We start from the raw sequence: 22478 nt of genomic DNA on the forward strand, positions 1-22478 counted from the left end.
ATTTTATAAAAATCCCTATCAAAAAGTTACCTTTGTTACTTTTCTGTTACCTCTTTAATGGCTGTTATATCAAGTTTTTAGCTATGATTGGTAACAAAGTAACATCTTTTCTCTATTAGCTATATATAATAATAAATAATATATATAGTGTATATATAAGGTGTATGTGTATATAAAATATATAGAGAAATAATAAGTTGAAAAATTTTGTTACCCTAATTTTGGAGGAAAGATGAAATCAGAAAGGGATATTGAAAATTATTTAAAACGAAAGTGCCGAGGGCTGTGCCTGAAATTTACTAGCCCTGGGACAATAGGAGTGCCAGACCGAATTATCATCAATCAGAGAGGTGTGTTTTTTGTCGAGGTGAAAGCCTCTGGCAAAAAGCCGAGGAAGAGCCAGCAGATTCTCCATAAGAAGTTTGAACGGCTAGGGCACAAGGTTTGGGTTGTTGACTCCTACGAATCCGTGGATAGGGCACTACTAGAAATGGAGGGAGAGATTGAAGCTACATGAGTATCAAGAGTATGCCAGAGATTGGATTTTAGAACATCCTTATTGTGGGTTGTTGCTAGATATGGGATTGGGTAAAACGTTAACTACTTTATCCGCGATTGATGAATTGAAAAATGTCTTTTGCGAGGATTTGAAAATCCTTGTGATAGCTCCTAAGAAAGTAGCAGAGGAAACGTGGTCCACTGAAATTGAAAAATGGGGATTTGGTTTAAGCTATACGAAAGTTCTAGGAAGTCCTAAGCAGCGTGAAAAAGCTTTGTCTGAAAATGTGGATCTCTATCTGATCAATCGAGAGAACGTAGTTTGGCTTGTGGAACATTTCAAAACAAAGTGGCCGTTCAACTTTGTTATCATTGACGAACTGTCCAGTTTTAAGTCTAGCAAGGCAAAGCGTTTTAGAGCCTTGCGTAAGGTTCGACCAAAAATCAAAAGGCTGGTTGGGCTAACTGGCACACCCGCGCCAAACAGTTTAATAGACCTTTGGCCACAAATCTATCTGATGGACAGGGGAGAACGACTAGAGACGAGTCAAACTCGATTTAAAGAACGATATTTTACGCCAGATAAACGAAATGGTCCGATTGTGTATAGTTGGGCTTTGCGAGAAGGTGCAGAAGATGAAATCTACGATAAGCTAGATGACATCTGCGTTAGTATGAAAGCTAAAGACTATCTGAATCTACCGCAGCGAACGAACAACATAGTACCTGTTAAGCTGTCTAATCTCAAAGAATACAAGCAGATGGAGAGTGAGCTTGCATTGGAATTTAAAGGCAAGGAGATTACTGCTACTAATTCAGCAGTATTGGCAAACAAGTTGTTGCAGTTGGCCAATGGCGCTATCTATGATGACGATAAAAATGTCGTTACTATCCATGATGACAAACTGGATTCCTTGGAAAATATCGTTGAAGATAGCCAAGGGCAGCCTATTCTAGTCTTTTATCAGTACCAGCATGATTTAGCGCGAATAAAAGCACGATTCCCGCAAGCAGAAGAATTGACCTCGGTAGAAAGATGGAATAGGGGTGACATTCCTATCCTTCTATGTCACCCACAATCTGCAGGGCATGGTCTAAATTTACAAAAGGGCGGGCATATCATTGTATGGTTCGGTTTGACGTGGAGCTTGGAATACTACCAACAAGCGAACGCACGTCTGGACAGACAAGGTCAGACCGAACCTGTCATTGTTCATCATCTAGTGGCACAAAATACTGTTGATGAAAGAGTTTTAAAAATCTTACAGGGTAAAGAAGCAAAACAGAACGCCTTGCTAGAAGCGGTAAAGGCGCAGATTGGAGGATTGATTTGAAGACACAAGAGAAGATAATATTCTGTAACACGGTTGAGAACTTAACTTCTGTGGAAATTGATGAATTAAATGCATTTCATGCGCGATCGTGCTGTATGATTTTGAAAAATGATGACTATTACTACGGATTACGCGCCAATCATTTTGTAGTGGAGGAGGGCTGGTCTGAGCGCCATATATTTTCAAGGATGAAACTTATTTCCGCAAACCATAAAGGTGGTCGCGCCATGGTTCTTATTCGGGAAGGAGAGGTGTTTAAGGAATGAGCAGATTAACTAAAGCACAGTTAAAAGCGTTTGATGAATGGTTATTTGAGTATTGCGACTGCGAAAAGAAAATAGCGATACGAAAACTTGAGCTACAATCAAAAGAGAATAGCGACAAAAATATAGGCGGCAGTCGTAGCGGTGCTATCTCAAAACCAACAGAGTCGATAGCAGTTAAGTGGGCAGACGATGAGCGCATAAAGTCGCTAGAGAGTTTTCAGTCGGCTGTTAAGGCTACACTAGCGCAGCTGGACGACGAATTGACCCGAGTGTTTGAATTGCGTTGGGGCAGGGGTTCTTTGAATACATGGGAGGAGATAGCAGAAAAAATCCAGACCTCAACAAAAGGCATTTATCGTAAACGGCAGCGTATTTTGGAAATTTTTGCGGACAAAATGGGAAAATGACACAAAAAACTCTTGAATTGTCACTTTTTTCCTGATAAAGTGGTATCATGCAAATAATCTGAGAGGCAGGTTCGAATCCTGCACTCTCCGTTGCATTTTATGCAAAAAATTCCATACTTTTATCAAAAAAGCCTGATGCACTATTGTGTAAAGGCTTTTTTAGTAGTATTATTAAAGTGATAAAAATATGGAGTGTTTTATATGAAAAGCAAGCAAGCGAAAGCTAATTTTTTTTAAAGGGCAATATAAATTATGATGAAGTATTGGATGATCGGGCTGTTTATGGTTTTTTAAATACTGCATATGCTTATTATTACGACTACTTAAAAACTATTTATAATGTCCATTTTGAGGTGTAATTATGAAAAAAGGAAGATTGAAAAGGAATATTTTAGTAATATTTTGGGGTATAGCTACGTTTTTGGTTAGCTTGTATTTTAAAATCAGCCCGAAAAATTTAAATAACTTTACTGAAATTATGTCTGCTTCATTATCTTTCTCGGCTATTGTAACAGCCATCTTTTTTGCTAGCTTCTCATTGATACCCTCTTCAGGTTCTAATAAATTAGTAAGTATGATGGAGGACCTGGGGACAGATATAAAAATAATGGATAGGCTATTAATCGCTACTGTTTTATCGTTCGTAAGTTCATTATTATCGTTTATAGCTTTGTTCTTTGACAAAGAGGATACCAGCTCTATTTCTATATACCTAATATCAGGGTGGTTAGCAACAACAGTAATGATGTTTGTAAGTTCTTTTTTGGTTTTAAGGGTCTTGATAAAATTGGTAGAGACATATAACAATTTTAAAAACATTACTTAGTCACACAAGCGTGTGACTTTTTGATTGTTAAAGGAGGCGAGGCACTTATGCAGATTGTTGAAATGAATTTAGGCGAATTGAGACCATATAGCAACAATCCTAGAAATAATGATAGTGCAGTAGGTCCAGTAGCTAATTCGATTAAAGAATTCGGTTTCAAGGTGCCAATCGTTGCGACATCGGACGGCGAGATTATCAATGGACACACTCGTTACAAGGCTGCGAAGAAATTGGGACTTGAGGCAGTGCCAGTTATTATCGCTGATGATTTGTCCGAAGAGCAGGTCAAGGCTTTTCGCTTGGCTGATAATAAGGTCGGCGAGTTTGCAGAATGGGATATGGAGTTACTCAACCTTGAGAAAATAGATTTTGAAACAATTGATATGTCGCAATTTGGCTTTGAACTAGAAGTCACAGGGTTAGACTTCGGGATAGATGACGTTGATGAAACAACCGCTAGTGATGACGGGGATATTGAGGACAGCGACAAAGAATTTCATAGGCAGATCGCTATCAATCAATACAATTTATATGATTATGATGAGACACGCATCGCAGGAAAGTTTAATATTCCTATACTTGAGCCGGTTGACCATTTACCAGGTAAGTTACAGGGGTTTAACTATGTTTTGAACAAGCCGGATTATGTAGCGGGTGTTCATTTCTTTTTAGATGATTATCAATTTGAGAGAATTTGGCAACGACCAGATTTTTATATTGAGAAGTTAGTTGATTTTGATTGTGTATTAACACCCGATTTCAGCTTATATCTTGACATGCCAGTCGCCATGCAAGTTTGGAATATTTATCGATCACGTTTGATTGGTCAAATTATGCAAGATTATGGGATTGTAGTCATTCCAACAGTATCTTGGGCTTATGAGAATAGTTTTGAGTTTTGCTTTGATGGATTACCACAACGTAGCACGTTGGCAATCAGCACTATTGGAGTTAAGCAAAACAAGGAACAGTTAGAAATATGGAGAAAAGGAGTCGACGAGATGATTAGACAGTTGTCACCTAAACGTTTATTAGTTTATGGTGGTAAGGTTGATTATGATTATCAAGATGTAGAAGTGGTCTATTTTGACAATGCGACAACGGAACGAATGAAACAAGGAGGTAAGAAATAATGGGTGGACGCGGAGCCAAAGTAGGTAGATTCGTAGAAATTAAGGATCATAAAGGAAGGGCACAATCAACTTACCGAAAAGGAAAAGGAGGCACTGCCGAAAAATTAAATCCTAGTAATGGTGTTTGGATACCGGTTAAAGCCCCTTGGAAGCATGTTTTGAAAACAGCGAAGGTACGAGGTTATGATATTAGACAAGACATATGATTTTTTTGTTTGAAAGGAGGCCATAAATTGCCTAGAGGTAGTACTGAAAATCTCAGGCCGTTCAATAATCGAACAGAGAGCGAACAGAGAAAAATTGCATCAAAAGGCGGAAAAGCCTCTGGGATCGCTAGAAGAAAAAAAGCAAATTTAAAAAAGGCTTTTGAGACTATTTTGCAGTCAGATGTAGCGAGTGAAAAAATGAAAATTCAACTCGAAGCCATGGGCTATGAAGCAACAAACGAAATGGCCCTTGCGATGATTATGCTCCAAAAAGCAATGAAAGGCGATGTAAGAGCCTTTGAACAGATAAGCAAGTTGACTAGTCTTGAGACTAAAGATAGCCTTGATAAAAAAGAGCAAAGACAGAGGATTAAGGCTCTTGAGCTGGAGAATGAGAAGAGGAAACAAGGTTTGTCTGGTGACGACAGTTTAGACGAAATCATCATTGTGGATTCTTGGGCAGACGAGGTACAAGATGATTGATATTCAGAAAAATGTGAATCCTCATTTCAAATCAGTTTGGAAATCCAAAAAGCCGTATAATATCTTGAAAGGCGGGCGGAACTCGTTCAAATCATCAGTCGTTGCTTTGTTACTTGTTTTTAAAATGATTTGTTACATCATGCGGCGAGATAAGGCGAATGTGGTTGTCATTCGTAAGGTTGGAAATACAATACGCGATAGCGTGTACCTTAAAATTCAATGGGCGTTGCGAATGTTTGGAGTTATCCACAGATTCAAGATGACGGTATCGCCATTCAAGATTGAGCATAAAGGAACAGGCTCAATGTTTTATTTCTACGGCCAAGATGATTTCCAAAAGTTAAAATCAAACGACATTGGGAATATCATCGCGGTTTGGTATGAGGAGGCGGCAGAGTTTGCTAGTCAAGAGGATTTTGACCAGTCCAACGTTACCTTTATGAGACAGAAGCACCCAAAAGCTGATTTCGTTCAGTTTTTTTGGTCTTACAATCCACCTAGAAATCCTTATAGTTGGATCAATGAATGGGCAGAGGAGTTGAAAGAAAATCCTGATTATCTTGTGCATGAATCCAGCTATCTTGATGATGAGTTAGGTTTTGTGACAGACCAAATGTTAGCGGATATTGAGCGGATAAAACAGAATGATTACGATTATTATCGCTATATCTATCTTGGTGAGCCAGTCGGGCTTGGGACAAATGTGTATAACATTGATTTGTTTCAACGTATAGAAAAGATACCAGATGGCGAGCGAGTGATTGGGCAGTTTTTTGCCATGGATACGGGACATGCTCAATCTGCTACGACTTGTTTGCACTTGGTTACGACTAACAAGAGGACAGAGAATAATAAAAGCAAGATTTACCTTGTAGATAACTATTATTATTCGCCCGCAGGAAAAGCTAATAAGAAAGCGCCTAGCGTGTTAACTCGTGAGGTCTATGAGTTTATGAAAAGGCAGATGGTGTTATTTCCTAACGCTCCTATCGTGAAACAGACGATTGATAGTGCAGAAGGGGCGTTGCGCAACCAGTTTTTGGAAGACTATCGGGTGTCGTGGCATCCAGTCGCTAAAAAGAAAAAGATTGTCATGACTGAGTTTGTACAGTCGCTTCTCGCAGAGGGGCGCTTTTTCTATTTGCCGAGTGAAAATAATCTGCGATATTTCATTGAAGAACACAAAAAGTATATGTGGGACGAAAAAACAGTTATGAATGATGATCCAAAAGTCGTAAAGGAAGATGACCACACTTGCGACGCTTTGCAATACTTCGTCATTGATAACGCTAGTTTGTTGGAATTGAAAACATAAGGAGCTGGCAATGAGAATTGTTCAGAGAATTAAAAATCTATTCAAAAGAGGTCAGTACATCATGACGAATCAACATCTGGTCAAAATTACAGACCACCCTAAAATTGCAGTAAGCGAAGAAGAGTATAGGAGGATTCAAGGAAGTTTACAATACTTCAAAAGTGAATGGGATAAAGTCTTGTACACGAATTCGAATAACGAACAGAAAATGCGCGAGAGAAACCATCTCCCTATTGCTAGAACGGCTTGTAGGAAGATTGCCAGCTTAGTTTACAATGAGCAAGCAGAGATTCTGGTTTCCGAGAATAAAGTAGCTAACAGGTTTATTCAAGACCAGCTAAAAAGCGATCGTTTTAATAAGAATTTTGAGCGATATCTTGAGAGTTGCCTTGCTCTTGGCGGTCTTGCTATGAGGCCCTACATTGACAATGATAGAGTCAGGGTCGCTTTTATCCAAGCGCCTGTTTTTCTACCCTTGCAATCAAATACACAGGATGTTTCAAGTGCTGCGATTGTCACAAAAACGATCAAGTCTGTTAATAAAAAGAATGCGTATTATACGCTTATCGAGTTGCATGAGTGGCAAAATGGCGATTATCAGATTACAAACGAGTTGTACAAATCGGAACAAGCAGAAATCGTCGGAGATAGAGTGCCGTTAGCAGAATTGTACGAGGATTTGGCAGAGGTTGTAAAATTTGATAAACTTAGTCGCCCTTTGTTCACCTATCTAAAAACACCGGGAATGAATAACAAGGATATTAACAGTCCGCTTGGTTTGTCTGTTTTTGACAATGCGAAGTCTACGATTGATTTCATCAATACAACTTACGACGAGTTTAAATGGGAAGTCAGAATGGGACAGCGTAGGGTGGTCGTGCCAGAACAGACTGTGCGATTAGAACTAGACCAGAGAGGTGAACAAGTCTTTGCGAGCAATAAGTTTGACCCCGAACAAAACGTATACATGCAAGTCAACGGCGGTAGCGATGAATTGAAAATCGGTATTCACGACCTAACCACTCCTATTCGTTCTGATGACTATATCAAGGCGATTAACGAGGGATTGGCACTCTTTGAAATGCAGATTGGTGTATCAGCGGGTATGTTTACCTTTGACGGCAAGAGCATGAAGACAGCTACCGAAATTGTATCCGAGAACTCCGATACCTACCAAATGCGAAACAGCATTGTTAGTTTAGTTGAGCAATCGATTAAAGAGCTAGTCGTTTCTATGCTAGAATTAGCAAGTGCAGATAAGTATCGATTATACACAGGCGAGATTCCAAGTCTTGATGATGTGGTCGTTAACCTCGATGACGGAGTATTCACAGATCGCAACAATGAGCTGGACTATTGGACAAAAGCATTAGCGAGTGGTCTAGTTAGTAAATCTTACGCAATTCAAAAAGTCTTCGGTATTAAAGAGAATGAAGCGCAGGAGATGATAGATAGAATTAGTCAAGAGAGACCAAATCTTAGCGAAGTAGATAGGAACTTGTACGATGAATAAGCTACCTTTCGAGCAAGGAGATGAGCAATTTGAGCTGGAAATGATGCAGGTTGCAGATATTTACAGACAATTATCTATTGAATTGTTCGAGAATATCATTCGTAGATTGAAGAAACGTGGTACGGCAGACCTTATCCGAGAGCCGTATATTTGGCAATTAGAGAAACTGAATGACATGTACATGTTGACGGAAGAAAATGTCAAGTTGATTGCTAAACGTTCAGAGGTCGCAGAGTCCGTTTTACGGGACGTTATCGAGAATGAGGGGTATAAGGTCTATCAAGATGTTCACGAGCAATTAGCGCATGATTTGGGCGTTTCTAGTCTTCCTAATCGCTACGGTACGCAGGCAGCGTTGAAAGCCTATGCAAATCAAACTGTTTTAGAGCTTGGGAACTTGATTAACACAACTTTGCCTCGGAGCGTTCAAGAGGTCTATAGGTCAATCATAGAGCAGACGGTTGCTGGAGTCGTGATTGGTTCTAAGTCAGCAGATAAGGCGTTATCTGAAACGCTGATGAAGTGGTTTGACAAGGGTTTTTATGGTTTTACGGATAAGGCTGGTAGGGCGTGGCGTGCCGAGGCCTATGCTCGTACTGTTATCAAGACTACGACATTCCGAGTTTATCGGGATATGCGGGAAAGACCTGCTGCAGAATTAGGAGTTGATACGTTTTACTACTCAAAAAAGATTAGCGCTCGTGCTATGTGTTCTCCTTTGCAACACCAGATTGTCACTAAAGGGGCTTCTCGTGAGCAGGACGGCGTTTCAATCTTGTCCTTGGGTGATTATGGGTACGGGACGGCTGGAGGCTGTCTAGGGATAAATTGCGGGCATTTCTTAACGCCTTTTGTCGTAGGTGTGAATCGCAAACCTGATTTACCTGATTACTTGAAGAATGTTACTCCAGAGCAAGCAGAAGAAAATGCTAGAGTGCAGGCTCAACAACGTGCATTCGAGCGTGAGATTCGCAAGAATAAAGAGCGGTTGCATATCGCAAAAGCGATTGGTGATGAAGAGCTGATTCAAAAGTACCGCTTGAAGGGTGTCAATCTAAATGCGACTTATCGTGCGTATATTGACGAACACCCATTTTTGGCTCGGCGTGTCAATCGTGAGCGCTATTATTACAACCCGGATAGCTATGCGAAGCAGGAAATTAGGTTGAGAAAGTCGCTTGCAAGTCGCAAAGATAAGGTGTATAATAAGAGTGTGGAAAGCATGAAACGAAATAAAGACCCGAACAAGCGGCGTCCTGTTCCGGTTGTAAGACAAAAAGCTCTAACAAAGGCTTTCAGGGAACGTGGAGGTAAGGTTTGGCAGGACAGTGAAGCATTTGCGTATTTAAATTTACAAGGAGCGGATGCAATTTGTTTGGGTAAAGATTTAATTGTTTTACAAAAGAAACCGATTATTTCTGAAATTCTAGAAGAACTTTACCATGCTAATCAACATTTTAGAGGAGAGATTGATACAAACAATCGTAAAAGTATTATAGAAGCTGAGATAGCGGCGCAGAAGTATCTGTTATCGGTCACTGATAAATATAGCGTACCGAAATCAGAAGTAGAACAAACTCGAAAAGCATTGAAAGCTTATCTAAAAGAATTGGAGGGACTAGAAAATGAAAAATAAAGTTATTTCAACTTTTCCGTTAAAGACAGTTGGCTTACTTTCAGTTACTGTGGAAAATCCAGATTTTAGCCACTCTAAACCCAATGGAATGATTACTATTGGGGACAAGAACTATATCTTTCACAATATTGTGATGGGGCGAGGTATTCAAGAGTTAGATACCTTTACTGTGGAATATACGGAAGATAATTTGCTAGATAAGCAAGTTGTATTTTAAGAAACCAAGAGCACTTAGTTAATCTAGGTGCTTTTTTATATCCAAAAACAGGAGGAAATAATGGAAAAACATATAGAAAACAATTTTACCGGACTAAAAACAACTGGTCCGGAAATGATTACTATTCCAAAAACGGAATACGATTTACTTGTAGAGATTAAAAATAAGTTTTTAGGAGTTAATAATCATGAATAGACGTATGAAAAAGAAGAAAAAGCATGGACTTGAAAGCCGTCTGCGAATTGCAGAGGGTACTATCAATCTCTTGATTGAGCAAAACAGGCAACTTTTGAATCTTGTTGAGAAGCAGGAGCAAGTTAACTCGCAAAATGTGCAGGCAACTAATGCAAGATTTGATTACCTTGAGAAGAAAGTTGCTGATAAGATTTCAAAAAAATCTTGGTTCAATCGTAAATAATCTACCCGTGTGGAAATCCAGACGGTTTTTATTTTGTCTTTATCCGTAGACGTTAAAGAGCGGAAGGTATTACCTAAAAATTAGGAGGAAAAAAGAATGGTAGAAGACATTCAAGAAACAACTGACCAGTCAGTCAATACTGGAGAAAACGTAGAATCTCAAACTCAAGAATCTAAAACTTTTACACAAGAAGAGGTTACGGGGTTAGTTGCGAAAGAGTCCAAAAAGGCGCAGGAAAAAATCTTTAAAAGCCTAGGATTTGAAGATATCAAGAGTGCAAAAGATGGGCTTGCAAAACTAAAAGAGTGGCAGGATTCTCAAAAGAGCGAATCAGAAAAACAAGCAGAAGCGTTAGCTGTCAAAGAACAAGAGCTAGAATCTGCGTTATCAGAAAAGAAAACGTTAGAAGCGAAGCTTTCTGCCTTGACATTGGGAGTTAACACTGAAGCTGTGGATGATGTAATCATTCTCGCGGAGCGCTTAGTATCAGATGACATGTCTATTGATGATGCAATTGGACAAGTGCTAAAAAAATACCCTCAATTCAGCAAACAGGAAGCAGTTGAAGGTGAAAAAGTCCCGACAATTACAGTTGCCGGGAATCCATCTGCTCAAACTGGCGATAGTGTCACAAAAGAGCAGTTTAACAAAATGACTTATCTTGAACGAGTTGAGTTAAAGCAGAAAAATCAAGCTCTATTTGAGCGATTAGTAAAAGGAGACTAACAAATGGCAGAAAATACAACTATGATGGCGCAAATGCTGGATCCACAAGTCCTAGCACCAATGATTGACGCAGAAATTGGCAAAGCGATTCGTTTCGCGCCCCTTGCAGAAGTGGATACAACACTTCAAGGACGACCGGGTACAACCCTAACAGTTCCTAAATGGGACTATATCGGTGATGCGGTAGAAGTTGGAGAAGGTGAGCCAATCCCAGCATCCAAACTCGGTTTCACACAAACACAAATGACCATCAAGAAGATTGGTAAATCGGTAGAATTGACAGACGAATCTCTTCTTTCTGGATACGGTGATCCAGCAGGGCAAGCCGCAAAGCAAATCGCAGAAGCTATTGATCACAAGGTAGATGCGGATGTTTTGACGGCGCTTCAGGGTTCTACTCAGACAGTTACGGCATCTATCACCGTTGATGGAGTATCTAAAGCTTTGGATATCTTTAATGACGAAGACGATGCAGAAACGGTTTTGGTGATGAATCCGCAAGATGCGAGCGCTTTGCGAATCGCAGCAGGAAAAGAATTCATCAATACAGAGACTGGGGTGTCTCGTCTTATCTCGGGGACTTATGGGGATATTTTGGGTGTGCAAATTATTCGCTCTCGTAAATGTCCAAAAGGTACAGGTTTCATGGTTCGTAAAGGGGCGTTGAAGATTCTTCTAAAACGTGAAACGATGGTTGAAACAGACCGTGATAAATCACGCCTGATTAACAAAATTATCGCCAACAAACATTATGGAGTGTATCTGTATAAGGCAGAAAAAGCAATTAAAATCACGTTTGCTCCTTCTGTGTAAGAAAGGAGCGAATAGATGCCTAAATACATTGTAAAAAAAGCCTATACAGATAGAGATACAAATACTCTCTGCGAAATCGGAGATGTTGTAGAACTCACAAAGAAACGTGCTGACGAAGTCAACAGGACAGGTAAGCTCTATTTCGGGGAAGGAATAGAGCTTGTCGACATCCTTAAGGAGGGTGTCTTAGAGGATGCCTCTGAATAATAGAGTTAGCAGGAGGTAGGGGTGATATGGATTACGTAACATTCGATGAGTGCCGAAAGTTTCTTGGAGAGGATAGGATTTCGGAAGAACAATTTGATAAGTACATTCTAAAAGCAGAAGAGGTCGTAGATCAGTTGACTATGCGCTATTACCAATTTAACGATATTAACGAAGATTCTGTGCAGTTCCGAGTGAAGCAATTCAAGAAAGCTGTATGCGCGCAAGTGCTATATTTCAGCGATATGGATTCTGACACCGCAGAGGGATTGAATAGTACTCCTGATACGGTTACGGTTGGACGCACGACTGTTTCTATGAATGGTAAACGGCAGGTAGCAAGCAATCGCAATCGAGCGTTGGTTGCGACGGATACGCTGGTCTGCTTATCTTGTACTGGCTTGCTTTACAGGGGGATTTGATATGAAGTTACCAAAACCACCAAAAGCTAGCTTGATTGAGAGTGTCGCCTATCGTGAGTATATCGGAGAGGGTGACTACAATAAGCGGGTATATGCTGATAGAGTTACTATCGAGCATGTCCGAATTGACCGTAGCCCCAAATTCTCGTGGTCTGGAAATGGCAAAGTATTGCTGTACAATGCAGTAGTATTTTGTTATGAGAGCTTGACAGACCCGTTTCCAGAGTTCAAAGAGCAGTCGCTTTTAGAGTTTGACGGGCAAGAACACACTATTGTTCAAGTCATAAAAACAAAGGAATTTGATGCAGATAAGCTCTATTCGTATGAACTGGAGGTGGTCTAATGTCTATTCGTATCAAGGTTGATTTGAGCGGTGTCAAGTCAAAATTAAGTGACCGAAATATTCTTCTTGGCAAAGTAGCGATGGCGAATCAGATGTTGCTAGACATGACCAATTTTGTCCCTATGGCAAACGAAGGAGGTGCTTTGCGTGCTTCTGGACATGTCATTGAAAATGGAAACGGAATTGAGTGGAATACGGTCTACGCACGAGCGCAGTTCTATGGGACTAACGGGATTGTGAGTTTTCAACATTACTCAACCCCCGGGACTGGTAAACGGTGGGACGAGAAAGCAAAAGCTATCTACATGAATCGTTGGCAAGATGTCTTCGCGAAAGGAGCTGGTTTGTAATGGATTTTTTACAACGCTTAAAAGACAGTATCAATCAGATTCCAGATTTGCCATTTAAGATGAAAGTCGGATATTTAGATGATAGCGAGAGTTTAGTCGTCTATACGTTGCCAAACAGCGCAGTTAAACGGGAATACTATGATGGTACTAAAGAACTAACATTGAATCTTGAAATTGCTATTAAGTCACAAGATGGCCAAATGGCAGAAGCTACTTTGTGGAGCATATCGAGCCATTTGGAATCGTTGACGGAGTTAGTGAGTTCAGATGATAGTTTTACATTCGAAGATATAGAAGTGGCTAGCAGACCATTTGTGAACGCAGTTCATGAGCGGGGTTGGCTGGTCTTTTTGTTAAATGCAAAAGCAAATATTACACAATTTAAAAAGGAGAAACAAAAATGAGACAAAAGAATGCTTTGCGCGGACATTTTATCGCACCGTACGTCGCAGGAGGTGCAGAGCCTGAATCTAATGCGTGGTTAGAGATTGCAAAGTGGATTTCAGATATTTCTGATGATACAGATGAGACAACTACCGAGGAAGCGTACTATGACGGGGACGGTACTGCAGAAACAACTGTAACGGCTGTCAAAGGCGCTTATACTGTTGAGGGGGTTTATGACCCCGAGGACAAAGCGCAGGCGTACATTGCGAGTTTGAAATATAAGCTAGGCAATGAACGTTTGGTGTGGCACAAGGTCGTGTCATCTGATGGTAAGAAACAATGGATTGGTCTTGCGACTGTGTCAGAAATTGTTGCGGGTTCTGGAGCGGCTTCTGATTACGAAGCGTTCTCTTGCAAGATTTCGTACAATTCTATTCCAAAAGAGTCTGTACCAGTTAATTAACGCTTGAGAGGGGTAACCCTCTCTTTTTTTATAAGGAGGAATGCATGACAGCAGGTTTGAATATTGACGTGAAGCGTACAGGCTTTCCGGTCACAATTGGCGGAGTTGGTCTGTGGTTTGATACATCGAATGAGCGTTTGGCAGAGTTTTTTGATTTGGAAGAAGAAGCAACTCGCCGACTGAACGAATTTGAAAAAGCTATTATTGAATCGAATATCGGGAAAGATATTGAAGAGGATTCAATTACGAAAGATACTGTTTTAGGAGCAGTGGAACTCGAAAAGAAATTCCTTGAGATTCAATATGATTTGTTGTTCGGCGATGGGACTTTGGCGAAACTGTACAAAGAATTTCCAGATCATCAAGCTCTTGAGAATACATTTGAGCAGGTTTGCGCCTTGATTGAAGAGAAACTAAAAGAATTGCAAATCGAGCGTGAGGCAGTTGTGAAAGACCGTATCGCCAAGTACACCAAACAAGGAACTCCGAAAACTCGTAAAAAGAAGAAATAAGGTGACATCATGAAGTTAAATGACCCTTTAGAAACAGAATTTGAGTTTGAGGGGCGTTTGTACTCCTTGAATTTGGCGTTTAATCGGGTTCTTGATGTTTTTGATTGTCTTCGTGATGATGTTTTATCAGATGTCGAAAAAGCGATGGTGTGTGTAGAAATTATCACGGGTGAGCGGGCGGTAGAGTTCCCGCTTGTGGTCGATTTGTGGATTCATATCAAGCAAAATTTCATTGATTTAGCAGATGATGAACCTGAACAGCTTGATTTGCATGGAAATCCCATGCCAAAAACAAAAAAAGCAGAGGATATGGCGCGATTGGTTGATTTTGAGAAAGACGCAGAGTATATCTATGCTAGTTTTTTGCAAGCGTATGGAATGAACTTGATTCAAGAACAGGATAATCTGTCTTGGGTCGAGTTCGGGGCTTTATTGAATGCTTTGCCAGACAATACCATCATGCAACGGATTGTTGAAATTCGCTCGTGGAAGCCTAGAAAAGGCGAGAGCGACGAGTATAGGCAGGAAATGCGTAGGTTAAAAGCAAAATATAGCTTAGAAGATTTTAGAGAGGAGGAAGACTATGGCGGCTGATGGAAAAGTAACGATATTAGTCGATGTTGACGGGAAAAAAGTTGAAGCTTTATCTGGCAGTTTGGATAAACTGGGTCAAAAGTATTCTGGAGCTTTTCAAGATAGCAAGGGGCGCTGGCATGACGCTAGCGGTCGCTTTTTGTCAATGCAAGAAAAAGCAGAAATGCTCGGAAAAAGCCTTGACAAATCTTCTTTCTCTTTTAAGAATTTTGCGCTAGGTGGTGCTGCGTTTAAAGTCGCACAGGCAGGCTTGGATTTGCTTTCTAGTTCGTTAGACGGGGCAATTAAGCGTTTTGATACGCTTGAGAAATTCCCAGTCGTGATGAAATCAATGGGGCATAGCGTGGCAGATGTTACAGCTTCCACGGACAAGCTCGCAAATGGTATTGATGGATTGCCTACAACGCTTGACGAAGTTGTTAGTACCACGCAACGGTTGACCTCGTTAACTGGCGATTTGCGTAAGTCTACAGATCTAACGCTATCTTTGAATAATGCGTTCTTGGCTTCAGGGTCTTCTAGTGCGGACGCAAGTCGTGGTCTGCAACAATTCTCGCAAATGTTGTCTAGCGGAAAAGTCGATATGCAATCGTGGCGGACTTTACAAGAGACTATGCCTTACGCCTTGCAGAAGACCGCCGAATCATTCGGCTTTGCTGGAAAATCTGCTCAAAATGACTTTTACGGCGCGTTAAAAACTGGCAATATTACATTTGACCAATTCTCAAACAAGTTGATTGAGTTGAATGGTGGCGTTGGTGGTTTTGCGGAACTCGCTAAGAAGAATAGTAAAGGTATCGGCACATCATTTAGCAACTTGAAAAATGCGGTTGTAAAAGGTGTAGCAAATATCATCAAGAGTTTTGATGAGTGGGCAAAGGCTGCGACTGGAAAATCTATTGCGGAAAACCTAGACAGTTTGAAAGGCATTATCAATATAACGTTTAAGATTTTGAATGGGGCTATCAAAGCCTCTACGCCTTTGTTTAAGGTGTTTTTCTCTCTGATTCAAGGCGGTATCTCTGTTTTGAGGTTCTTTACCCCTCTTATAGCTGCGATGACAGCAGCTTTCATAGCTCAAAAAGTGGTTGCTTCTATCACAGGGATTATTCAAGGTTACAGCGTTGCGGTTCAAGTTATGAATGCGGCAATCGCTCTATCTACTAGTGGTCAGATGGCAAATGCGGCTGCGTTCCTTTATCAGCAAGGAGTATTAAAAGCTGGCGCAGTTTTGTATGGATTATTAACGGGACAATTAAGTCTTATAACTGCTGGGCAAATTGCCGCTTCAGCAGCTACTGGATTGTGGACAGCAGCGGTCGGAGCGTTGAAAGCTGCGTGGTTGGCGAATCCGTTTGGGCTTGTCGTTGCTGGTATAGCGGCGGTTACAGTCGGAGCAATTGCTCTTTGGAAATGGTTGAGCAGGGACAGCGAAGAAACAAAGCGTTTGAAAGAAGAGCAAGATGAGCTAAAGAAGAGCACAGACGACCTTGTGGATAGCGTAGAAACTCATGCTCGTACTCGCAAGGAGGAGCTGGAATCTGTTCAATCAAATACGGAATCTTATGCTAAACTTGCGCAGGAAATCCAAACCCTGTCTTCTAAAGAGAATAAGTCTGCTGCGGACAAGAAGAATCTGCAAAAGAAAGTAGATGTTTTGAATGAATCAGTTGAAGGTCTCAATCTCGTGTACGACAAGAACACGGATTCGTTATCGCATAATAATCAGCAGATTCAAGCTCGGATTGACGCATTAGAAGCGGAAAGCAAGTGGAATCAAAGTCAAAAAAATCTTTTGGAGATTGAGAAAGAGCGAAATGACGTCAGTCAACAGTTGGTCAAAATCGCGCAGTTGAAAAAGGAATGGGCGGACAATACCACTATTTCTTACGAGCAACAGCGGGTTAAGATACGAGAATTGACTAAAGAAGAAGACGCGCTCAAAGAGAAGCAAACAGAATTACAAACAGAGTACGATGCTACTAGCAAGGCTCAACAAGCGGCCGCAGAAGCTATGGCGGTAGCGGCAGAAAATGGTGCGGATAGGCAGGTTGTCGCTTATGAAAGCATGTCAGATGCTCAACGTACTGCGATTGATAATATGCGCTCTAAGTACAATGATTTACTTGAAACAACGACTAATATGTTTGACCAAATCGAGATGAAGTCTGCGATTAGTGTTGACCAAATGATTGCAAATCTACAAAAGAACCAAGAAGCGATGAATGCTTGGGCAGATAACTTGAATGTGCTTGCCTCTCGTGGTGTTGATGAGGGGATTCTTGCTAAATTAAAAGAAATGGGACCACAAGGCGGTCTATATGTTCAAGAGCTAGTAAATGCTTCCCAAGAAAAATTATATGAATTAAACACTCAATTCCGTGCAGGCGGTGATTCTGCTGTGAAAGGTTTAACTGCTGGAATGGACGAGGGTGCTTTGGGTTTAACTGATACAATTAAGGGATTGGTACAGAATCAAACGAATAGCCTAAAAGCTGAAATCGAAAGCGCTGATTTCGCTTCGTTAGGAAAAGAGATTCCAAATGGAGTGACCAAAGGCATTGATGAAGGAGCAAAAACTGCGAGTGATTCCTCTCAAAAGTTGAGCGAGGACATTAGGAATCGTTTCAAGGAAGATATGGGTATCAATTCTCCCTCTCGTATCTTTACAGAGTTTGGAGATTTTATCACGCAAGGTTTAAGCAAAGGTATCACGACTGGAAGTATTGGAGTAGTAGCTCAGATGGGTGTGTTGGCTAGTCAGGTACAGATTCCGTTCATCTCGTTGCCAATTGCATTTACTAGCATAGGAGTGATGGCTATGTCTGGATTTGCAAGCGGGATTTATGCAGGTTCGGGTTCTGTTATTGCTGCAGCACAATCTGTTGCTAATCGTGTGAAATCTACAATTCAAAAAGCATTAGAAATTCATTCGCCTTCTCGTGTTATGCGCGATGAGGTTGGGCGTTTTATTCCGCAAGGTATTGCGGTTGGTATTGAGGCGGATTCTGATGTCGTGATGAAATCAATGGAGAAATTGAGGCAAGCTTCAGCCATTCAATTTACGCCAGAAGTTGCGCTTGGTGTGGATAAGTCGCTTGCTAGTCAAGTGACTATGAAAAACACAGTATCGCATAGAATTAGCGAGAAAATCGAGCTGATGACTGACAAGGCAGGTCAAATGGTCGAACGGGCATTGGAGGTAGCAGAAGAAGCTGTTAAACGCCCTGTAAGTCTAAGTGTAAGCGATAGAGAGATTGCACGTACTACGGGCGATGCGTTTGCTGAATACCATGACAGGCAGGTGTTGATTCAAAATAGAATGAGAGGTGCTACATGAGTTTTACAATGCGCTTTAATGGCGTTGATATGTCAAGATTCTTTCGGATTACAGAGATTATCCGTCCGATTGGAAATACTCGCAATGTGATGACTGATGAAGCGCCTGCGTTGGGCGTTAATATCCAACAAATCAAAGTAGGTCCGAAAGAACATACGATTAAATTCGATATGAAGACTCATAGACCTGCCGATATGGAGGCTATGAAGCATGAGTTAGCGGGCGTTTTGAATGTTTCTAAGGCGGTTAAAATCACGTATTCAGACGAACCCGATAAATATTACATGGGGTTGCCGTACGGCGATGTGACGGTTGAAAATATCACTCGGTGGTTCCAGCGTTCTGAAATGAAATTCTTGATTCCAGACGGCGTTGCCCATTCAACCTCGTATAAGCAATTTGATAGCCCTACCGTATCCAGCGATAAGGTCACATTCAATCTTACAAATAACGGTAATGTGAATGCTTATCCGATTATTACCGTTAAGCATCATGCGGAGAATGGCTATATCGGTGTGGTAAATACAAGTGGCGCATTTGAATTGGGAAATCGAGAAGAAGCTGACAAAGAAACGGGCAAGCACTCGGAAATTCTCTTTGACTACAGAGAAAGTAAGATTACCACTGGTTTGTCGTCTGCTACTGCTAAAAACACGGCTGTTTTGAACGACACTTCACAGACCTTGAGAGGTACTATCGGCGTTGATAATTCTTGGGGTCGTCCTCATCTCCATCTTACAAATCGAGGAGGGACGAGCGGAAACAATGCGGGTAGTTTGACTTGGGATATTCCTGCGGATAGCGCAGGAGCTGTTGGGTCGCTCAATGATTATATTTGGTGGCGACAGATATTTTGGGCAGGAGCCTCGAATCAGCTCGGCTTTATCAAGGTTACGGTATCAGACGAACAAGGTCAGTTCTTATACGGAGTTGAGACGATAAAACTTTCGAACGGACTGGACACGCAATACAATTTCTTTGCGAGTGACGGTAAAGGCGGATATAACATCTTGAAGCGGTGGAAGTTCTCATGTACTCATCAAGACAACCACAACCCGTTTAACCAAAATCGTGGCTGGTCAGATCTAAAACGCAATAATGATTACGTGACGGTTTATTACTGGGGCGGATATCATAAGATTCCAGTACCGCAAATCAGAAATAAAAAGTCCGCAAAGATTCACGTTGCGTTGGGAGCAGTTGGAAATAGACCGCTAGTAACTCACATGTACCTGGATAGTATCTACTATCGCAAGGACTACGTGCCGTTTACACGGGATATTCCCAACCGCTATCCGAATGGTTCATCGGTTGTCATTGATAGCGAGACGGACAGTGTAGCGGTTGACGGTATGAAGAAGCCGGGCGATGTAGTTCATGGTTCAAGGTGGCTATCTATCCCACCGGGTGATTCAAAGCTGGAGTTGTATTTCTCAAGCTTTATACGAACGAAACCAACAGTCACAGTCAAATTCGAAGAAAGGTGGTTGTAGATGTTATTAACGATTCACGATGCTAGTCTGCGTAAAATCGGCTGGATTGATAACGATAAGCAAGACACCTTGAATTTCTTTGACGACATGTGGACGAGGGACCTGCATTCGGGCTCATCTGTCTTTGAATTTACCGCAGTAAAAAAAGAGGTTAGGACCGATATTGGCCGTGATTATCTATTTGATCGCTTGAATGAGCGTGCGTTTGTGTCATTTGAGTATGCGGGGAAAAGCTATGTTTTCAACGTGATGGAAGTTGAAGAAGATGCAACAACTATCAGATGTTATTGTGAGAATCTCAATCTTGAGTTGATAAACGAATACGCGAATCCGTACGCTGCTACAAAAGCACTGACGTTCAAAGAATACTGCGAGACGATGGAGCTGATTGGCTCTTTTTCTTTTCTCAAAATTGGCAGAAATGATATTGCTTCGGTGAAAAAGCCGTTGGAGTTCACGCAGCAGGAGACTAAACTAGCTCGTTTGCTTGCACTTGCTCGTGAGTTCAATGCTGAAATCGAGTTCGAAACAGAATTGAACGCAGATAGCACGATTAAACGCTTTGTGATGAATGCCTATCATGCGCACGATGAGAAACACCAAGGTGTTGGGCGCAAGCGTGATGATTTGGTGATGCGGTATGGCAAGAACATGAGAGGCGTTCGTCGCAAGATAAGCAAGACAAATGTCTTTAATGTTATTTATCCCGTAGGGAAACGTAGCGAGGTAACGAAGTCTAAAAAGACAACTGTAATCAATCCTGATGGCACAACAACAGTTACAGAGAAAGTGAGTGTTTCGGATACAAAGAGCACTACAACAACCACAGTCTACTCAACGAGTGGCGCTGTTGTTTCAAGTAAAACCGTCACAGCTACTAAGAATCCTGACGGGACGGTCTCTCGTACATCGTCAGAATCTAAAGGCAGTAGCACCGTCACATCGACCAGTTCAACAACGGTTAAGGAGAATCCGGACAAGTCTACAACTAAGACTACGACGGTTCGTAAGAGTGATGGTACGGTTCAAAAGACTGTTGTCCATACGAAGAAAGAGGAATACCCAGACCAGTCGACCAAAACTACGGTGACGACTACAAAGGCTGATAGAAGCGTGACAGAGCGTGTAACGTGGCGCTATCCAAACGGAACTAGCAACACCTCTAGTCGATTGGTCAAAGCAGGAAGTTCATCTAGTAGCACGAAAGTCAGCAAGGTTGACGAAAGTAGCGATGAAGAATTTGATTTGACAGAGTTGAAAGACTGGTCGCAGAAGAATGCTAAAGGTGTACAGGAGTTCTATAAGCGAGGTCCAGCAATCTATGCGCCTATTTCTGTTCAGCTCTATCCATCAACCTTTACATCAGACACGCTAGAAGACCAGTGGATTAGACGAGATAAGGAATTTGATGCGGATAGTGTTGAGGAACTAAATGCACTTGCCTATCAATACTTGAAAGAACATTGTTATCCAGCCATCACGTATAGCGTGACAGGTTTTGTCGATGGTGATATTGGTGACACGATACGCATTGAAGATGATAGCTTTACAGATGTTTTGGTCTTGTCAGCTCGCATTTCTAAGCAAAAAATCAGTTTTACAAACCCGAGCCAAAATCAAACAGAGATAAGCAATATCAAAGCGCTTGAGAATAAGCTATCACAGAATATCCAGCAACGACTAGACAAGCTGATCGAAGATGCAAAACCTTATTTCTTGCGATTAACGACTAGCAACGGCGTTATTTTCAAGAATGCGGAGGGAAGCAGTCGAGTAACCCCGACCCTTGTGAAAGGTATTAGAGAGTTCCCAAACGCTACTTTCCGATTCTATTGGGGAGAAGAGGTAGAGGCTGGCAAATCATTTGTCGTGCGTGCAAATGAAGTATCAGACACCAAAGTCTTGACGGTTGCAGCCTTTATCGGCAATCAAGAAGTGGCACGAGATACATTGACTTTTGTCGGTGTGGCAGATGGTCCTGCAGGTCCGCAAGGACCACAAGGAGAACAAGGCCCTCCTGGTACCGTTGACGAAACGGTCTTGACTGAAATTCGTACTTCGATTGAAAGCAAGGCAGATATGCAGATCACGCAAGAACAGCTCTTGTTATTGAGCGAACAGGCAGCCTTGCAAAAGGCAGAGCTTGAGGCTCTACAAAGTATGTCCATCATTCGTGACTGGGTCAAGGCGTACAAAGAATTTGTAGAGGCTGATGAAGACCATAGAGCAGAATCAGAAGCTGCGTTTGTAAAAGCTAGTGAGCGCATTGCCAACATTGAGAAATTAGGCGAGAAGGCGCAAGAATGGGATTTCATTGATACTTATATGCGGGCGCAAAATGAGGGCTTGATTATAGGTGATAAGCAAAGTGCGACAGAGATTTTAATTTCTGACGACCGAATCGCCATGCGGTCTGCTGGTAAAGAAGTCATGTGGATAACGCAAGGGGTGATTCATATTGACAATGGGGTCTTCACGAAGACGATTCAAATTGGGCGCTTTCGGACAGAGCAGTATCACGCAAATTTAGACATGAATGTCATTCGCTATGTCGGTGATTTAGGAGGGAGTAGTTAACG

27 protein-coding genes are annotated in these 22478 nt (G+C 41.5%); all 27 read left to right on the forward strand.

Features of this window, described 5'->3' with window-relative positions; translation table 11 throughout:
• The first annotated feature begins 232 nt into the window (after nt 1-232).
• A complete protein-coding gene (locus E4T82_RS05410; RefSeq protein WP_135181852.1) occupies nt 233-517 on the forward strand; it encodes a VRR-NUC domain-containing protein in 285 nt (94 codons plus the stop codon).
• Nucleotides 504-1832, forward strand: coding sequence for an SNF2-related protein (locus E4T82_RS05415; RefSeq protein WP_135181853.1), 1329 nt, complete (start codon nt 504-506; stop codon nt 1830-1832). Before E4T82_RS05410 ends, E4T82_RS05415 begins: the two co-directional genes overlap by 14 nt.
• Complete coding sequence (locus E4T82_RS05420) at nt 1829-2098, forward strand: hypothetical protein (RefSeq protein ID WP_209304576.1); 270 nt, start codon at nt 1829-1831, stop codon at nt 2096-2098. The genes E4T82_RS05415 and E4T82_RS05420 overlap by 4 nt, the downstream gene beginning before the upstream one ends.
• The gene (locus E4T82_RS05425) at nt 2095-2505 is read left to right on the forward strand and encodes a transcriptional regulator (RefSeq protein WP_135181855.1); all 411 of its coding nucleotides are present in this window, start codon (nt 2095-2097) and stop codon (nt 2503-2505) included. The genes E4T82_RS05420 and E4T82_RS05425 overlap by 4 nt, the downstream gene beginning before the upstream one ends.
• Before the next feature lie 361 nt (nt 2506-2866).
• Nucleotides 2867-3331, forward strand: a complete 465-nt coding sequence (locus tag E4T82_RS05430) for a hypothetical protein (RefSeq protein ID WP_135181856.1) — start codon at nt 2867-2869, stop codon at nt 3329-3331.
• A 47-nt stretch (nt 3332-3378) separates the two neighbouring features.
• Nucleotides 3379-4464: a DUF4417 domain-containing protein gene (locus E4T82_RS05435; protein ID WP_135181857.1), complete on the forward strand. Its 1086-nt coding sequence runs from the start codon at nt 3379-3381 to the stop codon at nt 4462-4464.
• Entirely contained in the window at nt 4464-4670 is a 207-nt protein-coding gene (locus tag E4T82_RS05440; protein WP_135181858.1) for a hypothetical protein, read from the forward strand. Before E4T82_RS05435 ends, E4T82_RS05440 begins: the two co-directional genes overlap by 1 nt.
• Nucleotides 4671-4868: 198 nt before the next feature.
• A complete protein-coding gene (locus E4T82_RS13090) occupies nt 4869-5153 on the forward strand; it encodes a hypothetical protein (RefSeq protein WP_322783538.1) in 285 nt (94 codons plus the stop codon).
• Nucleotides 5146-6468 (forward strand): PBSX family phage terminase large subunit, encoded by a 1323-nt coding sequence (locus E4T82_RS05450; RefSeq protein ID WP_135181860.1) that lies wholly within the window; start codon nt 5146-5148, stop codon nt 6466-6468. Before E4T82_RS13090 ends, E4T82_RS05450 begins: the two co-directional genes overlap by 8 nt.
• Before the next feature lie 10 nt (nt 6469-6478).
• Complete coding sequence (locus E4T82_RS05455; RefSeq protein ID WP_135181861.1) at nt 6479-7981, forward strand: phage portal protein; 1503 nt, start codon at nt 6479-6481, stop codon at nt 7979-7981.
• A complete protein-coding gene (locus tag E4T82_RS05460) occupies nt 7974-9617 on the forward strand; it encodes a phage minor capsid protein (protein WP_135181862.1) in 1644 nt (547 codons plus the stop codon). Before E4T82_RS05455 ends, E4T82_RS05460 begins: the two co-directional genes overlap by 8 nt.
• Nucleotides 9607-9834 (forward strand): hypothetical protein, encoded by a 228-nt coding sequence (locus tag E4T82_RS05465; protein WP_135181863.1) that lies wholly within the window; start codon nt 9607-9609, stop codon nt 9832-9834. Before E4T82_RS05460 ends, E4T82_RS05465 begins: the two co-directional genes overlap by 11 nt.
• Nucleotides 9835-9894: 60 nt before the next feature.
• Entirely contained in the window at nt 9895-10029 is a 135-nt protein-coding gene (locus tag E4T82_RS12955; RefSeq protein ID WP_265588306.1) for a hypothetical protein, read from the forward strand.
• Nucleotides 10022-10252 carry a hypothetical protein gene (locus E4T82_RS05470; protein ID WP_135181864.1) on the forward strand — a complete coding sequence of 77 codons (231 nt, stop codon included), beginning with the start codon at nt 10022-10024 and terminating at the stop codon, nt 10250-10252. The genes E4T82_RS12955 and E4T82_RS05470 overlap by 8 nt, the downstream gene beginning before the upstream one ends.
• 96 nt (nt 10253-10348) lie before the next feature.
• A complete protein-coding gene (locus E4T82_RS05475) occupies nt 10349-10978 on the forward strand; it encodes a hypothetical protein (RefSeq protein ID WP_135181865.1) in 630 nt (209 codons plus the stop codon).
• Nucleotides 10979-10981: 3 nt separating this feature from the next.
• Complete coding sequence (locus tag E4T82_RS05480; protein ID WP_135181866.1) at nt 10982-11791, forward strand: N4-gp56 family major capsid protein; 810 nt, start codon at nt 10982-10984, stop codon at nt 11789-11791.
• A 15-nt stretch (nt 11792-11806) separates the two neighbouring features.
• A complete protein-coding gene (locus tag E4T82_RS05485) occupies nt 11807-11998 on the forward strand; it encodes a hypothetical protein (protein WP_135181867.1) in 192 nt (63 codons plus the stop codon).
• A gap of 26 nt (nt 11999-12024) precedes the next feature.
• Entirely contained in the window at nt 12025-12417 is a 393-nt protein-coding gene (locus tag E4T82_RS05490) for a hypothetical protein (RefSeq protein ID WP_135181868.1), read from the forward strand.
• Between the two features lies 1 nt (nt 12418).
• The gene (locus E4T82_RS05495) at nt 12419-12760 is read left to right on the forward strand and encodes a putative minor capsid protein (RefSeq protein WP_135181869.1); all 342 of its coding nucleotides are present in this window, start codon (nt 12419-12421) and stop codon (nt 12758-12760) included.
• Entirely contained in the window at nt 12760-13110 is a 351-nt protein-coding gene (locus E4T82_RS05500; RefSeq protein WP_135181870.1) for a minor capsid protein, read from the forward strand. Before E4T82_RS05495 ends, E4T82_RS05500 begins: the two co-directional genes overlap by 1 nt.
• Nucleotides 13110-13514: a minor capsid protein gene (locus E4T82_RS05505; RefSeq protein WP_135181871.1), complete on the forward strand. Its 405-nt coding sequence runs from the start codon at nt 13110-13112 to the stop codon at nt 13512-13514. Before E4T82_RS05500 ends, E4T82_RS05505 begins: the two co-directional genes overlap by 1 nt.
• Nucleotides 13511-13960: a phage tail tube protein gene (locus E4T82_RS05510; RefSeq protein ID WP_135181872.1), complete on the forward strand. Its 450-nt coding sequence runs from the start codon at nt 13511-13513 to the stop codon at nt 13958-13960. Before E4T82_RS05505 ends, E4T82_RS05510 begins: the two co-directional genes overlap by 4 nt.
• Nucleotides 13961-14004: 44 nt before the next feature.
• A complete protein-coding gene (locus tag E4T82_RS05515; protein ID WP_135181873.1) occupies nt 14005-14472 on the forward strand; it encodes a hypothetical protein in 468 nt (155 codons plus the stop codon).
• Between the two features lie 9 nt (nt 14473-14481).
• Nucleotides 14482-15066, forward strand: a complete 585-nt coding sequence (locus E4T82_RS05520) for a Gp15 family bacteriophage protein (protein ID WP_135181874.1) — start codon at nt 14482-14484, stop codon at nt 15064-15066.
• Nucleotides 15056-18406: a tape measure protein gene (locus E4T82_RS05525; protein WP_228065066.1), complete on the forward strand. Its 3351-nt coding sequence runs from the start codon at nt 15056-15058 to the stop codon at nt 18404-18406. Before E4T82_RS05520 ends, E4T82_RS05525 begins: the two co-directional genes overlap by 11 nt.
• Nucleotides 18403-19899 carry a distal tail protein Dit gene (locus E4T82_RS05530; protein WP_135181875.1) on the forward strand — a complete coding sequence of 499 codons (1497 nt, stop codon included), beginning with the start codon at nt 18403-18405 and terminating at the stop codon, nt 19897-19899. Before E4T82_RS05525 ends, E4T82_RS05530 begins: the two co-directional genes overlap by 4 nt.
• Nucleotides 19900-22476, forward strand: a complete 2577-nt coding sequence (locus tag E4T82_RS05535; RefSeq protein ID WP_135181876.1) for a phage tail protein — start codon at nt 19900-19902, stop codon at nt 22474-22476. It abuts the gene before it with no gap.
• The last annotated feature ends 2 nt before the right edge of the window (nt 22477-22478 follow it).

The sequence above is a fragment of the Streptococcus cuniculi genome, assembly GCF_004570575.1.
Taxonomy (GTDB): domain Bacteria; phylum Bacillota; class Bacilli; order Lactobacillales; family Streptococcaceae; genus Streptococcus; species Streptococcus cuniculi_A.

Bases quoted from the DNA above. Each gene is read 5' to 3' on its own strand.
- E4T82_RS05410 (WP_135181852.1), top strand. From the start codon at position 233: ATGAAATCAGAAAGGGATATTGAAAATTATTTAAAACGAAAGTGCCGA.
- E4T82_RS05425 (WP_135181855.1), top strand. From the start codon at position 2,095: ATGAGCAGATTAACTAAAGCACAGTTAAAAGCGTTTGATGAATGGTTA.
- E4T82_RS05430 (WP_135181856.1), top strand. From the start codon at position 2,867: ATGAAAAAAGGAAGATTGAAAAGGAATATTTTAGTAATATTTTGGGGT.
- E4T82_RS05435 (WP_135181857.1), top strand. From the start codon at position 3,379: ATGCAGATTGTTGAAATGAATTTAGGCGAATTGAGACCATATAGCAAC.
- E4T82_RS05440 (WP_135181858.1), top strand. From the start codon at position 4,464: ATGGGTGGACGCGGAGCCAAAGTAGGTAGATTCGTAGAAATTAAGGAT.
- E4T82_RS13090 (WP_322783538.1), top strand. From the start codon at position 4,869: ATGAAAATTCAACTCGAAGCCATGGGCTATGAAGCAACAAACGAAATG.
- E4T82_RS05450 (WP_135181860.1), top strand. From the start codon at position 5,146: ATGATTGATATTCAGAAAAATGTGAATCCTCATTTCAAATCAGTTTGG.
- E4T82_RS05455 (WP_135181861.1), top strand. From the start codon at position 6,479: ATGAGAATTGTTCAGAGAATTAAAAATCTATTCAAAAGAGGTCAGTAC.
- E4T82_RS05460 (WP_135181862.1), top strand. From the start codon at position 7,974: ATGAATAAGCTACCTTTCGAGCAAGGAGATGAGCAATTTGAGCTGGAA.
- E4T82_RS05465 (WP_135181863.1), top strand. From the start codon at position 9,607: ATGAAAAATAAAGTTATTTCAACTTTTCCGTTAAAGACAGTTGGCTTA.
- E4T82_RS12955 (WP_265588306.1), top strand. From the start codon at position 9,895: ATGGAAAAACATATAGAAAACAATTTTACCGGACTAAAAACAACTGGT.
- E4T82_RS05470 (WP_135181864.1), top strand. From the start codon at position 10,022: ATGAATAGACGTATGAAAAAGAAGAAAAAGCATGGACTTGAAAGCCGT.
- E4T82_RS05475 (WP_135181865.1), top strand. From the start codon at position 10,349: ATGGTAGAAGACATTCAAGAAACAACTGACCAGTCAGTCAATACTGGA.
- E4T82_RS05480 (WP_135181866.1), top strand. From the start codon at position 10,982: ATGGCAGAAAATACAACTATGATGGCGCAAATGCTGGATCCACAAGTC.
- E4T82_RS05485 (WP_135181867.1), top strand. From the start codon at position 11,807: ATGCCTAAATACATTGTAAAAAAAGCCTATACAGATAGAGATACAAAT.
- E4T82_RS05490 (WP_135181868.1), top strand. From the start codon at position 12,025: ATGGATTACGTAACATTCGATGAGTGCCGAAAGTTTCTTGGAGAGGAT.
- E4T82_RS05495 (WP_135181869.1), top strand. From the start codon at position 12,419: ATGAAGTTACCAAAACCACCAAAAGCTAGCTTGATTGAGAGTGTCGCC.
- E4T82_RS05500 (WP_135181870.1), top strand. From the start codon at position 12,760: ATGTCTATTCGTATCAAGGTTGATTTGAGCGGTGTCAAGTCAAAATTA.
- E4T82_RS05505 (WP_135181871.1), top strand. From the start codon at position 13,110: ATGGATTTTTTACAACGCTTAAAAGACAGTATCAATCAGATTCCAGAT.
- E4T82_RS05510 (WP_135181872.1), top strand. From the start codon at position 13,511: ATGAGACAAAAGAATGCTTTGCGCGGACATTTTATCGCACCGTACGTC.
- E4T82_RS05515 (WP_135181873.1), top strand. From the start codon at position 14,005: ATGACAGCAGGTTTGAATATTGACGTGAAGCGTACAGGCTTTCCGGTC.
- E4T82_RS05520 (WP_135181874.1), top strand. From the start codon at position 14,482: ATGAAGTTAAATGACCCTTTAGAAACAGAATTTGAGTTTGAGGGGCGT.
- E4T82_RS05525 (WP_228065066.1), top strand. From the start codon at position 15,056: ATGGCGGCTGATGGAAAAGTAACGATATTAGTCGATGTTGACGGGAAA.
- E4T82_RS05530 (WP_135181875.1), top strand. From the start codon at position 18,403: ATGAGTTTTACAATGCGCTTTAATGGCGTTGATATGTCAAGATTCTTT.
- E4T82_RS05535 (WP_135181876.1), top strand. From the start codon at position 19,900: ATGTTATTAACGATTCACGATGCTAGTCTGCGTAAAATCGGCTGGATT.